Here is a 15727-nt window from a genome sequence, read left to right as displayed (position 1 = left end):
GTCCACGAGGGCGATATGAGGGAACGCCTGGGGGCGTTGCCGAGGGGACCCTCGCTCACGCCGTGTCCGGCGCCCGCCCGCCGGTCCGGTCGCGCTCCACGGCACGGACTCCGGGCAGATACAGGAAGGCCAGGGTGACCACCGCGCCGATCAGGCCGGCGCCGAAGAAGGTCGCGCGTACCCCGACCGCGGCGGCGACGGGAGCGGCGAGGGCGTAGGAGAGCGGCAGGAGCGCGAGGGAGACGAACCAGTCGACGCTGGAGACCCGGCCCAGCAGCGCGGCGGGCACCAGTCGCTGCTTCGCCGTCGCCCAGGCGATGATCCCGGCCGTCTCCAGCCCGTTGACCACGGCGCAGGTGAGCGCGAGTTGCCAGCTGCTGGTGGCGAGGCCGTACCCGGCGACCCCCAGCGTGGCGAAGGCCCAGGTCCAGTACATGAAGGTGATGAACCGGCGGGGCAGTCCGACCTGCCCCACGATCAGCGCCGCGAGGACCGCGCTCAGGCCGCCGCTGGTCAGCACCAGCCCCAGGTCCGTCGCCGACCCGTGCAAGACGTGTTTGACCATGTAGGGCAGCAGGACCTCGGTCGGACCGAGGAAGAGCAGGTAGGCGAAGGTGGCCGACAGGAAGGTGCCCCAGAGCCAGACGTTGGCCCGCACATAGCCCAGACCCGCGCGCAGGTCCTTCCACATCGTGTCCCGGTCCTGGGCGGCGTCGGGCGGCAGGGGACGGAGGAGGGCCAGGCAGGCGGCGGAGAAGACGAAGGTGAGGGCGTCGAACGCGAAGGCCCAGCCGGGCCCGACCCCCGCGACGAGCCCGCCGCCGAGGGCGGTTCCGCCGATCTGCACGGCCGTCGGCCGGACGAACTGGTCGAGGGCGTTGGCCCCGACCAGCTCCGACGGGGGGACGAGCGTGGGCACGGTGGCGTCGAACGCCGGCGGGAAGAACCCGGATGCCGCGCCGTACACCGCGACCACGCAGATCACGTGCCACAGCCGCAGGGTTCCGGTCAGCGCGAGGACCGCCAGTGCCGCCAGGCACACCCCGCGGACCAGGTCGCTGCAGAGCATCACCCTGCGCCGGTCGAAGCGGTCACTGACGACACCGCCGACCAGGACGAGCGCGATCTGCGGGGCCGCCAGGGCCACCCCGACGACGGACATCGCGCCGGGGTTGCCGGAGAGCGTGTAGACCTGCCAGGCGAGCGCGACGAGCAGCACTCCGTCGCCCAGCAGCGAGATACTCATCCCGGTCCAGAGGATGCGGAAGTCGCGATGTGCCAGGGGCTCCAGCAGGCGGACCCGACGGGCACGCCCCCCGGTGTCGAGGATCTTCATCGGGGCCCTCGGGCCGGAGGGAGATCGCGACTGTCGGTGCGGGCCACGGACTCCTCCTTCCTCGCGCCGGGCTCACCGGACGTCGCGCTGGTCGCAGACCGCGCCGATCACAGGCCGAGCCGATCGGAGGCGAGCCGCCGGCCGCGCACCACTTCCGCGGTAATGCGATTTATAGGTCATCGCCGTGCATGTCGCCATCCGCGCACGCGAGCGGCGGGCCCGCCCGGGGGTGGCCGCCGGCCTCATCCCAGCCGCATGGCCAGCGTCACCTCGGTCCCCGTGCCGGTGGCGTCCGTCGTGACCGCCAGCCGGTCGGTGACCAGATGGGCGAGCCAGAGGCCGCGGCCGCGGCAGCCCTCGGTGAGGCCGGGGAGCAGCTCGGGGATGGCGGGGACGAAACCGGGGCCCTCGTCGGTGATACGGCACTCCAGCTCGTCCGGGAGGCGGCGCAGCTCCAGATGGCCGCGGCCGCCCGCGTGCTCGACCGCGTTGCCGGCGATCTCGCTGACGGCGAGCGTGAACTCGCCGAGGCGTACACCGCCGAGGCCCGCCGCGGCCGCCGTGTCCTCGACCTGGGCCCGTAACCGGGGCAGGTTCTCCCCGGTGAAGTGCCGTTTCAGCAGGAGCGTCCCGGGACCGCCCGCGGCGGTGCCGGCGGTGGCGCCGCGTGGACCGCCCGTTCCGCCGCTTCCCTGGTCCCTCTCCCCGCCCGGCATCGCTGCCGCCTCCTCTCGATGGGTGTCGATGGGCCCGGGCACGGGGCGCTGGGCGTCAAAGGCGAACTGCCGCACACCGCCCACGCCAGCCGTGCTCGCCCGATGAGTACCCAGGAGATCGAGAGGACATCGCGCCTGGTCGGAACCGTACGTAACCGATCGAACTGTGATCGTTTCCGCTCGACATCGGCTGATCGGTCGACGTCCGTCGATCACAGCACCGCCGGCCCGTGCGGAACGGGCCGGCGGTGCCGGGAGAGCCGCGCAACCGACGGCAACGCCGCAGCTGTGCGTGCCACGCCCCGCGGCCCAGGCATGATCCAAACGACAGGCCCCACGGGACAACCCTCGGAGCTCTTATGACGACGATCCGGTCACCCGGCTGATTTCGTGACGTCGGCTATCGACTCCAGCACGGTCCGAGGACTGCCGTCGGGGCCCACCGCGGCGCCCACGCGCTTGCGGATCGCGGCGGCCACCTCGGACCAGTCGGTCTCGGCGACGGGGTAGAGCCGCAGGTTCTGCAGGGTGTCGAGGCCGTTCCACAGGGCCCGGTGATCCTTGTCGGCGCGCATCGCGTCGGCGGCGGACGTGGTGACGGGGAGCAGCTCGTACTCGGCGGCCTGCTCGGTCACGTACTTGTCGTCGTAGAGGAAGTCGAGGAATTGCCCCATGGCGTCGCGGTGGTCCTCGTTCTTGAAGGCGACGACCCAGTCGGCGGTGCCCATGGTGGGTGTGGCCCGGCCGTCGTGGCTGGGCAGCGGGACGGAGCCGTAGGACACGGAGTCGGAGGAGTCCTCGATCTGCCGCATCAGCGACAGCGGGCCGTTGACCATGGCCGCGTCACCGCGCAGGAAGGCCCGCACGGCGTCCTCGCGGTTCAGCTCGCCGGGCGCGACGGGGCCGGTGAGGCCCTCCCCGACCAGCTTCTCCTTCAGCCAGGTCAGCGTCCGCACATTGGCCGGGGAGGCGATGTCGTAGCTGTTGGCGTTGTCCGTGTAGCCGCCGCCGCCGGCCAGCAGCCACATCAGGGTCTCCGCCTCCGCCTCCTCGGGGCCGAGCGGCACGGCGATCGGGTATTCGACGCCCAGCGCCTTCAACGCCCTCGCGGCGACGAGGAGCTCGTCCCACGACCGAGGGGGCTCCAGGTCGGCCCGCCTGAACAGGTCCTTGTTGTAGTACAGCAGCCGGGTGCTCGCGGTGAACGGCAGCCCGTACTGCACCCGGTCCAGTTCCCCGGCGTTCGCGAGGCTCGGTATGAAGGACGCCTGCACCGGCACCGAGAGCAGTTCGTCGGCGCTGTAGAGGAGTCCCTCGGCGGCGTACTGCGAGTAGCCGCCGGTCTGCACGATGTCGGGCGCCTCGCCCCGCTCGATCAGCTCCGCGACCTTCTCGTCGACCTCGTCCGGCTCGTAGACCTCGACGTTCACGTCGATGTCCGGGTGCTCCGCGTTGAAGGCCAGCACCACCCGGTCCCAGTAACCCTCGGAGTTCTTGTGGACGTCGTCGCCGTAGTTGGTCGCGACCACGGTCAGGGAGGCCTGCCCCGCCTCCGCGTCCCCGCCACAGCCGGACGACCCGGCCGCGAGTCCCAGCGCGGCCGCGGCCGCCACGATCATCCGGGCCCTGTGGCGCACGGTTCCCCCACTTCCAGCACTTCCGGCACTTCCGGCACTTCCGGTACTTCCTGCACCTCGGCCTTCTCGGCCGAGCCTGAGTCGCGTCCGCACGTGTGTACGAGTCTCGCCCGTGTGTGCTCGCGACGGGCTTGATCGTAAGGCGCGCGCCGGAGCGGTACGGGGCCGTGGGCGTTGCGTTTTGATTCCAGGGATGTGACGGAAGTGACCCGACACGCCCCACAGACGACAGGAAGTACGGAATGGGCGTCCCGGTCGTTCAGCTGCCCGTGCGGGCCGGGGTCGTCTCCTCGTGTCGCCGTCCGCGCGGTGGCCGTGGGGTGGACTCCGGGAGGCTCGTGGGCGGACCCCCGGGAAAGGGCGTCGCCCCCGGCGGGGCCGTGGAAGGCCTGCCGGGGGCGACGCCCCATGGGGTTCTGTGCCGGCGGGGGTCAGCCCACCTGGTTGTAGACGGCCCCCGCCGCCGGCCAGCCCAAGGGCTCCGGCTGCTCCTCGGGGGCGGTGCGGCCGCGCACCTGGGCGGCGGTGAGGCCCTGGGCCGCGCCCATCGCCCGGCGGTTGGCCGCCGCGGCGGCCATGCCGGGCATCCCGGTCTGGGCGACCGGCTCCAGCCCGGTGGCGGGAGCGGGTGCCATGCCGGGCATCGAGGCCACGCTGGGCATGGAGGGGATCGACGGTCCCTGGGGCATGGGGGCCGCGGCGGCCGGAACGGGCGCCGGCATGGGGGCCGGTATGGGTGCCGGTATGGGTGCCGGCATCGGGGCCGGCATGGGCGCCGGGGCCGGAGCGGGCGCCGGGGCGGGGACCGGGGTCGGCATGGGGGCGGGCGCCGGGGCCGGGGCCATGCCCGGCATGCCGGCCGAGCCGGTGGCCTGCGCGGCGAGCCCCGCCATACCGGCGCCGTTGGTCTCGCTCATCAGCCGGTCCACGGCCGCCGTACCCGAGCTGTAGCTGGTCCCGGTGCCCAGCTCGGGTACGGCGGCTCCCCTCCTGGACCCGTAGAGAACCGACTCCAGGCCTGACACCAGGCGACGCACGTCGACCTGGGGCCGGACCACGAGTCGCAGGAAGCGACTGGACGAGCCGACCTTGTTGCCGCACTCGCGGACGAGGATCCGGTGCTCGGTGAGCAGCCGGTCGCGGACCACGGTGCCCTCGGCGCCCACGGGCAGGCGCACGAAGAGGAAGTTCCCCTGCGACGGGTAGACCGTCAGACCGGGGAGGGCGGAGAGCTGACGGGCCATGTCCAGGCGGTCCCGCCGCACCTGGTGCAGGCTCTCCATGTACTCGGGGCCGTGGTTCTTCAGCATGAACACCACGTGCTCCGCGAAGGAGTTGAGGTTCCACTTCGGCAGCATCGAGCGGATCTTCCCGGCGAGCGCCGGGTTGGCGACCAGATAGCCGAAGCGGATGCCGTGCAGCCCGAAGTTCTTGCCGAGCGAGCGCAGCACGACGACGTTGGGCCGCATCACCGCGTCCTGGACGGTGCTCGGCTCGGACTCGGCGTCGGCGAACTCCAGGAACGACTCGTCGATGACGATCAGGTCCAGGTCGGCCATCGCGTCCATGAACTGCACCAGCGCGTGCCGGTGCAGGAAGCCCCCGTCGGGGTTGTTCGGGTTGCAGATGACGGCGACCCGTGTGCCGCGCGCCCGGATGAACTCGGCGTACTGCGCGAGGTCCAGGGCGAAGCCGCTGGACTCCTGGAGCGGGAACATGTCGACGCGCTTGCCGGTCTCCATCGGCTGGTCGGTCCAGCGGCCGAAGGTGGGGACGGGGACGGCGAGGGACTCCCGGACCAGCAGATGGTCGATCCATGTGATGAGTTCGGTCGAGCCGTTGCCCATCGCCACGCACTGCGGCGGCAGTTGGAGCAGATTGCACAGCTCCGCCGTGATGGTGTCGGCGCTGCTCGGGTAGTACGTGATGATGTCCCGCAGCTTGCTCGCCATCTCGTCGAACATGGCCGGGGTGGGGAAGTAGGGGTTGCACGGTATGCAGAAGTCCACCGGGCCGACCCCCTCGCCGCCCTCACGAGTCAGCGCCGCCATCGAGGGGCTGTGCGCCGTCGTGCTGCGGAACAACGAGGTGACGTTGTCGGCCATGGAACCTCCGTAGGGGGCGGACCCGTTGGGGACGACCGGGCCCGACGACTAAGGGCGGCCCGTGCGGGGGAGCACGGGCCGCCCCTACATACGGAGACGAAGGTGACGCCGTTCAACCACGGGGAGGTTGGCCGGAAATCGTGAAGAACCTGTGCGCCACCGCGTTCACACCCCGAACGAGTGGACCGTCGTCGAACGGTACGTCTGCCCCGGCCGGAGCACCGTCGACGGGTACGACGGCTTGTTCGGCGAGTCCGGGAAGTGCTGGGTCTCCAGGCACACGGCGTCGCCCTGCCGGTAGATCCGCCCCGACGGTCCGGCGAGCGTGCCGTCCAGGAAGTTCCCGGAGTAGAACTGGAGGCCCGGCTCGGTGGTGGAGACGGTCAGCGTGCGGCCGGAGGACGGGTCGCGCAGCGTCGCGGCCCACTCGGGCTCGGCCGTCTTCCCCTTGTCCAGCACCCAGTTGTGGTCGAACCCCTTGGCGTACAGAAGCTGCTGGTCACGCGTGCGCACATCGGCGCCGATCGGCTTGGCCCGGCGGAAGTCGAAGGGCGTGCCCGCCACCTCGGCCGGCTCGCCGGTGGGGATGAGGCCGGCGTCGACGGGCGTGTACCGGGAGGCCGGGATCTCCAGCTCGTGGTCGTGGGCGGAGCCGCTGCCCTCGCCCGCGAGGTTCCAGTAGACGTGACTGGTGAGGTTGACGACGGTCGGCTTGTCGGTGGTGGCCTCGTAGTCGATCCGCCAGTCGCCCGTCTCGGTGAGGGTGTAGGTGACCCCGGTCCGCAGCGTGCCGGGGAAGCCCATCTCGCCGTCGGGGCTGGTGCGGGTCAGGCGCAGGCCCACGTTCGAGTCCTGAACGAACGGCTCGACGTCCCACACCGACTTGTCGAAGCCGCCGGCGCCGCCGTGCAGGCTGTTGCCGCCGTCGTTGACGGACAGCTCGTACGCCGTGTCGTCGAGGGTGAACCGGCCCCGGCCGACGCGGTTTCCGTACCGGCCGATCAGGGCGCCGAAGTAGGGGGAGTCGGCGACGTACTCCTCGACGGTGCCGAAGCCCAGGGAGACGTTCGCGTACCGGCCCGCGCGGTCCGGGACCTCCAGGGACTGCACGATCCCGCCGTACGACAGGACCCGCAGCCGGGTGCCGCCGTTCTCCAGGGACCAGCGGTGGATCTCGGTGCCGTCGGCGAGCTTGCCGAAGACTTCCTTCACCAGGTGCTCCTCTCACAGGAAGAAGGGGGCCCCGCCCGCAGGCGAGGCCCCCTTCCGGGTTTCCGTCAGGAACCGCCCTTGCGCTTGTTCCACACGTCGAAGCCGACGGCGGCCAGCAGGGCCAGGCCCTTGATGACCTGCTGCCAGTCGGTGCCGACGCTGAGGAGGTTCATGCCGTTGTTCAGCACACCGAGGACGAGACCGCCGATGATCGCGCCGAGGACGGTGCCGACGCCGCCGCTCATCGAGGCGCCGCCGATGAACGCCGAGGCGATCGCCTCGAGTTCATAGCTCAGACCGGCCTTCGGCGAGGCCGCGTTGAGACGGGCGGCGATCGCCAGCCCCGCGAGGGCCGCGAGCACACCCATGTTGACGAAGACCAGGAAGGTGACCTTCTTGTCCTTCACACCGGAGAGCTTCGCGGCCGGCAGGTTGCCGCCGATCGCGTAGATGTGCCGGCCGAAGACCGAGTTGCGCATCAGGTAGCCGTAGCCGACGACCAGCGCGCCCAGGACCAGCAGGATGATCGGCGCGCCCTTGTAGCTGGCCAGCAGCATGGTGACCGAGAGCAGCGCGGCGGAGATGGCGACCAGCTTGAGCAGGAAGATGTTGCGCGGCACCACGTCCAGGGCGAACTCCTTCTGCCGCCCCCGGTCACGCATCTCCTGGATGACCACGAAGGCGATCATGGTGAAGCCCAGCAGCAGCGTGATGTTGTGGTAGTTCGTGGTGGGGCCGACCTCGGGCAGGAAGCCGTTGCCCATCTTCTGCAGACCGTCGGGGAACGGGCCGAGGGTCTGGCCCTCCAGGAGGATCTCCGTCACACCGCGGAAGACCAGCATGCCGGCCAGGGTGACGATGAACGACGGTATGCCGAGATACGCGATGAAGAACCCCTGTGCCGCGCCCGCCACGGCGCCCGCCAGCAGACAGAGCACCACGGCGACCGGCCACGACACGTCGTGCTGGACCGTCAGCACGGCCGCGAACGCGCCCACGAAGGCCGTGAGCGAACCGACCGACAGGTCGATGTGGCCCGCGACGATCACCAGCATCATGCCGATCGCGAGGATCAGGATGTAGCTGTTCTGCAGGACCAGGTTGGAGACGTTGCGCGGCAGCAGCAGGTCGCCGTCGGTCAGGATCGCGAAGAAGGCGACGATCAGGCCGAGGGCGATCAGCATGCCGTACTGCCGCATGTTGCGGCGCATGCCGTCCAGCATCAGCTGCAGCAGTCCGCCGCCGGTGGCCGATCCGGTCCCGCCCGGCGGCGCCGGGGCCGGGCTCTTGGCGGTCACTTCCGTGCTCATCGGGTTACCTCTTTGTCCTTCGTCATCTGGCGCATCAGCGATTCCTGCGTGGCCTCGGCACGCGAGAACTCGCCGGTCAGCCGCCCCGCGGCCATGGTGTAGACGCGGTCGCACATCCCCAGCAGCTCCGGCAGCTCGGAGGAGATGAAGACGACCGCCTTGCCCTCGGCGGCCAGCTTGTCGATCACGGTGTAGATCTCGTACTTGGCGCCGACGTCGATACCGCGCGTCGGCTCGTCCAGGATCAGCACATCCGGCCCCGCGAAGATCCACTTGCTGAGGACGACCTTCTGCTGGTTGCCGCCGGACAGCTTGCCCACCGGCTCGAACACCGTCGGAGCCTTGATGTTCATGGTCTTGCGGTAGCGCTCGGCGACCTGGCGTTCCTCGTGCTCGTCGACGACGCCCCGCTTGGCGACCTTCTTCAGGGCGGTCAGCGAGATGTTCCGGTTGATCGTGTCGATCAGGTTCAGACCGTAGTGCTTGCGGTCCTCCGTCACGTACGCGATGCCGTGCTTGACCGCCTCGGCCACCGACTTGGTACGGATCTCGGTGCCGTCCTTGAGGACCGTGCCGCTCGAGTAGCGGCCGTAGGACCGGCCGAAGACGCTCATCGCGAGCTCGGTGCGGCCGGCGCCCATGAGGCCCGCGATACCGACGATCTCCCCGCGCCGTGCGTGGATCGACACGTTGTCGACCACCTTGCGCTGCGGGTCGATCGGGTGGAACACGGTCCAGTCGCGGATCTCCAGGGCCGGAGCCGCGCCCACCTCCGCCTCGTGCGGCGTGCGCTCGGGGAAGCGGTGGTCGAGGTCGCGGCCCACCATCCCGCTGATGATCCGGTCCTCCGTGGTCTCCGGCGCCTTCACATCGAGGGTCTCGATGGACCTGCCGTCACGGATGATCGTCACCGAGTCGGCGACCTTGCGGATCTCGTTCAGCTTGTGGGAGATGATGATCGAGGTGATGCCCTGCTTCTTCAACTCCAGGATGAGGTCCAGGAGTTTGCCGCTGTCCTCGTCGTTCAGGGCGGCGGTCGGCTCATCCAGGATGAGCAGCTTCACCTTCTTCGACAGGGCCTTGGCGATCTCCACCAGCTGCTGCTTGCCGACACCGATGTCGGCGACCCGGGTCTCCGGGTGGTCGTCGAGACCCACCCGGCGCAGCAGTTCGGACGCGTGCCGAAGAGTCTCCCGCCAGTCGATGAACCCGCCCTTGGCGTGTTCGTTGCCGAGGAAGATGTTCTCCGCGAGGGAGAGGTACGGGGAGAGCGCCAGCTCCTGGTGGATGATGACGATGCCGCGCTGCTCGCTGGCCCTGATGTCCTTGAAGCGGCACTCCTCTCCCTCGAAGAGGATCTCGCCCTCGTAACTGCCGTGCGGATGGACGCCGGAGAGCACCTTCATCAGGGTGGACTTGCCGGCGCCGTTCTCACCGCAGATGGCGTGGACCTCGCCCTGGCGGACGGTCAGGGTGACGTCCGACAGCGCTTTCACACCGGGAAAGGTCTTGACGATCGAGCGCATTTCCAGGACGGGTCCCGCCATGGTCGTGCCTTCCAATCAGTGGTGGTCGGGAATCCGGCTTACTTGAGGTCTCCCGCCTTGATGTAGCCGGAGTCGACGACGACCTTCTGGTAGTTCTCCTTGTCGACGGCGACCGGCTCCAGCAGGTAGGCCGGCACGACCTTCGCCTGGTTGTCGTAGGTCTCGGTGTCGTTGGTCTCCGGCTTCTTGCCGTTCAGCAGCGCGTCGACCATGTTCGAGGCCACCTTGGCGAGTTCGCGGGTGTCCTTGTAGACGGTCATCGCCTGCTCGTCCGCGATGATCGACTTCACCGAGGCGACCTCGGCGTCCTGCCCGGTGACGACCGGCAGCGGCTTGTCCTTGGAGCCGTAGCCGTCCGACTTCAGCGCGGAGAGGATGCCGATGGAGATGCCGTCGTACGGCGAGAGCACGGCGTCGACCTTGCCGCTCTTGTACGACTTGGTGAGGATGTCGTCCATGCGCCGCTGGGCGGTGGCGCCGTCCCAGCGCAGCGTGGTGACCTTGGTCAGCTCGGTCTGGCCGGACTTGACGACGAGCTGCTTCTTGTCGATGTAGGGCTGCAGCACGTTCATGGCGCCCTGGAAGAAGTAGCGGGTGTTGTTGTCGTCGTTGGAGCCGGCGAAGAGCTCGATGTTGAACGGGCCCTTCTTGCCGTTCTTCAGGCCGAGCTTGTCGACGATGTAGTTGCCCTGGAGCTCGCCGACCTTCTCGTTGTCGAAGGAGGCGTAGTAGTCGACGTTCTCCGTGCCGAGGATCAGACGGTCGTAGGAGATGACCGGGATCTTGGCGTCCTTGGCCTGCTGGAGCACGTTGTTCATCGACTTGTTGTCGATCGCCGCGACGATCAGGGCCTTCACGCCCTGCGTGATCATGTTCTCGATCTGGGAGACCTGCTTGGCGGGGTCGTCCTCACCGTAGACCAGCTGGGTCTTGTAGCCCTTGGACTCCAGGTCCTTGACGACGTTGTTGCCGTCGGCGATCCACCGCTCGGAGGACTTGGTCGGCATCGAGATGCCGATGGTGGCGCCCTTGGTGCTGCCGCCCTCGTCCTTGCTGCCGCCCTCGCTGCTCTGGCCGCAGGCGGACAGCGTCAGGGCGAGGGAGGCGGCGGAGGCTATGGCGGCGAGAGCGGCTCGGCGAGTGCGCATGATCATCATCCTTGATGTTTCGGTGCCTGGAACGTTCTGGCGGTGAGGACGGCGCTTCGCGAGCGAGGGAGGAGCCGAAGGACGCCAGAAGAAGATGTGGGGGATTCTGTGGGACCGCGTCTTCTTCTGTGAAGACAGTTGGCCGGTTCGTTATGCGGGATTACAAAAACGCTTCAGGTCTCCCGGCAGGCGCGAACCGAGCGGCGCCATGTCGCCGTCCGCCCCGTGCCGCGCGAGCAGGTCCAGGGCGAGCCGGCCGCGCCGCACCCGCTCCTTGGCGGTGGACAGGGTCAGGTCGCGCATGTGGTGCCCGTAGGGGTAGATCCCGGGTGCCTTCGACAGGCCGAACTTCAGGTAGATCGGCGCGCCGCGCCGGATCAGCTCGGCGACCTCGTACATCCGCACATAGCCGCCGAGGTCGTCGGGTGCCTCGATGTACATGTCCATCGGAGCGCCGGACACCCGCCGGATCTCGGTGAGGTGATCGAGCGTCAGGTCGCTCGGCACGTTGATCGAGTCGCCGCCGAGGTTCTCGTACACGGCGTACGCTGCCGGGTTCACCGGGCCGATCAGCGCCGAGACCTTGAAGGTGGTGTCGGCCGGCAGGATGCCCGCGACCCGGGCGCGGTGCAGCGCCCAGAGCACGCCCTCGTCGGCGACGAGCAGGCACTTCACGCCCAGCTCGGTCGCGCGCACGGCGTCCTCGACACAGCCGGCGACCGCGTCGTGTCCCCGGGCGCGCAACCCGGCGCCCCTGGAGTCGGTACGGGTGGAGCCGCCGATGTCCCAGGTGCCGCGCGGGCCGGTGAACAGGCAGAGCTCGATGTCCCGCTCGGCCGTCGCCTCCACCATCTCGGTGATCTCGGCGTCGGTGAGCATCCAGACACCGCTGCCCTGGCTGATCCGGTGGATCGGCACATCGAGCCGCGAGGCCTCCTTGAGGACCACGGCGAGCGCCTCGGGCCCTTCCACGGAAGGGACCTCGGTGCGCCAGCGGCCGCCGCCCGGGAAGGTGTGCGGAGAGGCGTCGGCGGGATCGAGAGCGGGCGCGCTCAGGCCGAGCGCGGCAAGCGCGGGCTCGCCGGGTCGGCGCGGCGCCGGAGCAGTGGTGTCGGTCACAAGCTGTCCTTCAGGTTCGATATTTCAGACAAGGTTCGCGGCTCTTTGCGCAGAAAACTATGGGTGTACGCCGGTACGCAGTCGTCAGGTACCCCGTACCGGCGTACGGCTCAGGGGTGTGTCACGGCCGCAGGAGGACCTTTCCGACCTTGGGGTCGCCGGACCCCACCAGCTCGATGGCCTCCGGGAACTCGTGCAGCGGCAGCTCGTGCGTGACGAGCGGCAGCGGATCGAGGAGCCCGGCCCCGAAGACCCGTACCGTGTGCGCCCAGGCGTCCGGGGGCGCACCGAACACGGTGTGCACCTCCAGCTGCCGTACGACGAGATCCGTCGGGTCGAGTCCGTCCGCGCCCGGTGCCGGGATGCCCGTCAGGACCAGCCGTCCGCCGCGCCGCAGCAGGGCGGCGGCGGTGACCGCCGCGTCCGCGGAACCGGCGGTCTCGATGACGACGTCGAAGTCGCCGGGCAGTTCCTCGTCCTTCGTGCGGAAGTCCGAGGCGCCGAACCGCCTGGACAGCTCCGCCCGGTCCGGGCGGGTGCCCACGACGAGCAGCTCGGCCGGGGAGGCCGCCTTCAGGAACTGAACGGCGAACATTCCGAGGGTGCCGGTGCCCACGACGGCCACCCGCTCCCCGGGGACCGCGTTCGCCTTGAGCGCGGCCGCCGCGATACAGGCGGCCGGCTCCAGCAGCGCCGCCGCCGTCAGATCGCAGTCGTCCGGCAGAACGTGCAGCAGGCGGGCGGGAAGCGTCAGCGTGGTGGCCATGGCGCCCGGCTGGGTGAAGCCGGTCTCCTCGTACCCCGCCGAGCAGAGTGTGGTCTCGCCCGCGTGGCAGCGGTCGCACACCTGGCAGTTCCGGAAGCCCTCGCCCACGACCTTGCGGCCTACAAGACCTGAAGGCACGCCGTCGCCGACGGAGACCACCGTCCCGGACCACTCATGACCCGGGACGAGGGGGTAACGGACGTACCCCTCGGGCCTGTTGCCCTGGTAGACCTCGCGGTCGCTGCCGCAGATCCCGGAGGCGTGGACACGGACCAGTGCCTCGCCCGCCGCGGGCTGCCGGGGCTCGTGCGGGACGAGCCGGTGCTCGCCCGGAGCCTCGATGACGACGGCGGTGGCCGCGTCGGGCGAGGCCGTCACTTGTTCCCCTTGGGCTTGCGCTGCTCCCAGCCCTCGGCCCACAGGTCGAAGCGGGCCTGCTGCTGCGGGAACTCCGCCGCCGCGTCCACGTCCAGTTCGACGCCGAGGCCCGGCTCGTGGGACAGATGGAAGCAGCCGTCCTCGGGGTTGACCTGGGGGGCGCCCTTGACGACCTTCTTGATGTCCGCGTCCGCGAAGTCGTTGAAGTGCTCCAGGATCTTGAAGTTCGGCGCGGTGAAGCCGACCTGGAGCGAGGCGGCGGTCAGCACCGGGCCGCCCACGTTGTGCGGCGCGACCAGCATGTAGTGGGTCTCGGCGGTCGCGGCCAGCTTGCGGGTCTCCCAGATGCCGCCGATGTGACCGACGTCGGGCTGGATGATGTCGACCGCCTGGCTCTCGAAGAGCTCGCGGAACTCGATCCGGTCGTGGATGCGCTCACCCGTGGCGATCGGCATGTCCACCTTGGCGGCGACCTTCTCCAGGGCCTTCAGGTTCTCCGGCGGCACGGGCTCCTCCAGCCACGCCGGCTTGAAGGGGGCCAGCTCCATGGCCAGCCGGACGGCGGTGGACGGGGAGAACCGGCCGTGCATCTCCAGCATCAGCTCGGCGTCGGGCCCGATGGCGTCCCGCACGGCCTCGATCAGCGAGACGGCGTACAGGCTCTGCTCGTGGTCCAGCTCGAAGTGGCCGGTGCCGAAGGGGTCGATCTTGAGCGCCCGGTAACCGCGCTCCATCACGCCCCGCGCCGCCTTGTGGTACGCCTCGGGCGTGCGCTCCGTGGTGTACCAACCGTTGGCGTACGCCTTGACCTTGTCGGTGACCTTGCCGCCGAGCAACTGCCAGACCGGAACGCCGAGGGCCTTGCCCTTGATGTCCCAGCAGGCCATCTCGATCACGGCGATGCCGGACATCACGATCTCGCCGGCCCGGCCGTAGTCGCCGTACTTCATCCGCTTGACGAGATCCTCGACAGCGAACGGGTCGGACCCGAGAATGTGGTTGGCCTCTGCCTCGCGCAAGTAGCCGAGCAGGGCGTCGGTGTGGCCCAGCATGCGGGTCTCGCCGACGCCGGTGAGTCCCTCGTCGGTGTGCACCTGGACGTAGGTCAGGTTCCGCCACGGCGTTCCGACCACGTGTGTGCTGATTCCCGTGATGCGCACGGTGCTCCCTGTCCTTCATCGGTGTCTGTTCGAAATTTCGAAGCTCGTTCGAAATGCTGGCGCGACAGTAAGGACGACCCGGTCCGAGTGTCAATGGGTCAGGCGTACAACGGTCTCGGGGCGACGGCCCGGCGGGCGGGCGGTGATCAGCGCGGTCGCCGTCCTGACACGCCAGTACACGAGGTTCCCACACAACTTTCACGGGGCCGTCTGGGAACGTCACCGGCGCGCCAAATAATCTTCCGGCGTCATGGACTACTGCCACCCGTGCCAACGGCACCTCAATGGCGCCCTGGCCTGTCCCGGGTGCGGCGCACCGGCCGAAGAGGGCCGGGCTTACGCGGACATGTCGCCCGAACCGGACGACGTCGCCGCGAACGAAAGCGACGAAACGTACCAGGGCGGTGACGAGGCGAGCGCCGAGGGCGGGCGCCGGGCCGCCCGGTCACGGGGCGGCGGGCGCGGTGAGCGGGCGGCCCGGCGGGACCGGCGGGCGGCGGCGCACCGCCGCCGGCGCAAGCGGGTGCTGCTGGCCGGGGCGGGGCTGATCCTCGCCGCGGGCGGGCTGAGCCTCGCCGAACTCGGCATGGAGGCACCGCCGTCGCACCCGAACGCGGCGTCCGTGGACGACGCCGCCACGCCGTCGCCGGCCGACTCGGGGGACGACGGCTCGGGCGGCGGTGAAGCGGCGGGGACGGACGGCGGGGACGGGAAGTCGCCGGACGACTCCCCGTCGCCCTCCGCCGCCGAGTCCGAGAAGCCCGAGGACGACGAGGACACCGAGGACACCGAGGGCGAGGACAAGGCGAAGGATCGTTCCGCCTCGGACGCCTCGGCCCGCCCCAGCGCCGCGCCCCCCGCCGAGGCCGAGGCCCCCGAGACCCCCGACGCCCCGGACCCCACCCCGGACAAGCCCACCCCGGCCCCCTCCCCGTCGGAGACCTGCACCCGCATCCTGTGGTGGTGCTCGTAGGCGCAGGGTGCGTGTCCGGCGGCTCCCCGCAGGGCGCGGATCTCCTGCCGATCGGCGCCCGGGGCACCGGGATTGCGCGCCGCTGGGGCGTCTGTTCCGGGAGGTGGGCGCAGCCCTTGTCGAGCGCCGGGTGGTGGTGCCGGTCGGACCGGCGCGCGCCGAGGAGGCACGTCGCTGCGGGCTGCGGGCTGCGGGCGGTGGGCGGTGAAGCCGGTGCTGCCGCGTGTCCGCGTCCGAGGCGGTGCGGTCCGAGCGGTCCGGTCGCCGCCCCGGCGGCCGTTCCGCCGGTCCCGTACGTCACCCGTCGCGGCCCCTTGCGC

12 protein-coding genes are annotated in these 15727 nt (G+C 70.2%); 1 reads left to right on the top strand and 11 read right to left on the bottom strand.

The window, feature by feature from the left end:
* Window positions 1-55 precede the first annotated feature (55 nt).
* From AC067N_RS18260 to AC067N_RS18210, 11 genes are all read right to left on the bottom strand, one after another.
* Window positions 56-1336, bottom strand: a complete 1281-nt coding sequence (locus AC067N_RS18260) for an MFS transporter (protein WP_478679905.1) — start codon at window positions 1334-1336, stop codon at window positions 56-58.
* 242 nt (window positions 1337-1578) lie between these two features.
* Window positions 1579-2052 carry an ATP-binding protein gene (locus AC067N_RS18255; RefSeq protein ID WP_478679904.1) on the bottom strand — a complete coding sequence of 158 codons (474 nt, stop codon included), beginning with the start codon at window positions 2050-2052 and terminating at the stop codon, window positions 1579-1581.
* 374 nt (window positions 2053-2426) lie between these two features.
* On the bottom strand, window positions 2427-3689 hold the full coding sequence (locus tag AC067N_RS18250; protein ID WP_478679903.1) for an extracellular solute-binding protein: 1263 nt from the start codon (window positions 3687-3689) through the stop codon (window positions 2427-2429).
* 431 nt (window positions 3690-4120) lie between these two features.
* Window positions 4121-5794, bottom strand: a complete 1674-nt coding sequence (locus AC067N_RS18245; protein ID WP_478679902.1) for a pyridoxal phosphate-dependent aminotransferase — start codon at window positions 5792-5794, stop codon at window positions 4121-4123.
* 165 nt (window positions 5795-5959) lie between these two features.
* The gene (locus AC067N_RS18240; protein ID WP_478679901.1) at window positions 5960-7006 is read right to left on the bottom strand and encodes an aldose epimerase family protein; all 1047 of its coding nucleotides are present in this window, start codon (window positions 7004-7006) and stop codon (window positions 5960-5962) included.
* Window positions 7007-7071: 65 nt separating this feature from the next.
* Entirely contained in the window at window positions 7072-8316 is a 1245-nt protein-coding gene (gene mmsB, locus AC067N_RS18235; RefSeq protein WP_478679900.1) for a multiple monosaccharide ABC transporter permease, read from the bottom strand.
* Window positions 8313-9863, bottom strand: coding sequence for a multiple monosaccharide ABC transporter ATP-binding protein (gene mmsA, locus AC067N_RS18230; protein ID WP_478679899.1), 1551 nt, complete (start codon window positions 9861-9863; stop codon window positions 8313-8315). Before mmsA ends, mmsB begins: the two co-directional genes overlap by 4 nt.
* Window positions 9864-9901: 38 nt before the next feature.
* On the bottom strand, window positions 9902-11017 hold the full coding sequence (gene chvE / locus AC067N_RS18225) for a multiple monosaccharide ABC transporter substrate-binding protein (protein WP_478680112.1): 1116 nt from the start codon (window positions 11015-11017) through the stop codon (window positions 9902-9904).
* Window positions 11018-11161: 144 nt separating this feature from the next.
* Entirely contained in the window at window positions 11162-12130 is a 969-nt protein-coding gene (locus AC067N_RS18220) for a hypothetical protein (protein WP_478679898.1), read from the bottom strand.
* 121 nt (window positions 12131-12251) lie between these two features.
* Window positions 12252-13274, bottom strand: coding sequence for a zinc-dependent alcohol dehydrogenase (locus AC067N_RS18215; protein ID WP_478679897.1), 1023 nt, complete (start codon window positions 13272-13274; stop codon window positions 12252-12254).
* A complete protein-coding gene (locus AC067N_RS18210; protein WP_478679896.1) occupies window positions 13271-14434 on the bottom strand; it encodes a mandelate racemase/muconate lactonizing enzyme family protein in 1164 nt (387 codons plus the stop codon). The genes AC067N_RS18215 and AC067N_RS18210 overlap by 4 nt, the downstream gene beginning before the upstream one ends.
* 250 nt (window positions 14435-14684) lie before the next feature.
* On the opposite strand from AC067N_RS18210, the gene AC067N_RS18205 reads away from it, so the two are divergent.
* Entirely contained in the window at window positions 14685-15407 is a 723-nt protein-coding gene (locus AC067N_RS18205) for an SCO2400 family protein (protein ID WP_478679895.1), read from the top strand.
* Window positions 15408-15727 lie beyond the last annotated feature (320 nt).

This window comes from Streptomyces sp. NPDC042364 (assembly GCF_056437585.1).
Note: the sequence above shows the minus strand (reverse complement) of the source record. Positions and strands in the feature narration are given on the sequence as shown.

Excerpts from the sequence above, each read along its gene's own strand:
- AC067N_RS18260 (WP_478679905.1), bottom strand. The coding sequence starts at position 1,336 with ATGAAGATCCTCGACACCGGGGGGCGTGCCCGTCGGGTCCGCCTGCTG.
- AC067N_RS18255 (WP_478679904.1), bottom strand. The coding sequence starts at position 2,052 with ATGCCGGGCGGGGAGAGGGACCAGGGAAGCGGCGGAACGGGCGGTCCA.
- AC067N_RS18245 (WP_478679902.1), bottom strand. The coding sequence starts at position 5,794 with ATGGCCGACAACGTCACCTCGTTGTTCCGCAGCACGACGGCGCACAGC.
- mmsB (WP_478679900.1), bottom strand. The coding sequence starts at position 8,316 with ATGAGCACGGAAGTGACCGCCAAGAGCCCGGCCCCGGCGCCGCCGGGC.
- mmsA (WP_478679899.1), bottom strand. The coding sequence starts at position 9,863 with ATGGCGGGACCCGTCCTGGAAATGCGCTCGATCGTCAAGACCTTTCCC.
- chvE (WP_478680112.1), bottom strand. The coding sequence starts at position 11,017 with ATGATCATGCGCACTCGCCGAGCCGCTCTCGCCGCCATAGCCTCCGCC.
- AC067N_RS18205 (WP_478679895.1), top strand. The coding sequence starts at position 14,685 with ATGGACTACTGCCACCCGTGCCAACGGCACCTCAATGGCGCCCTGGCC.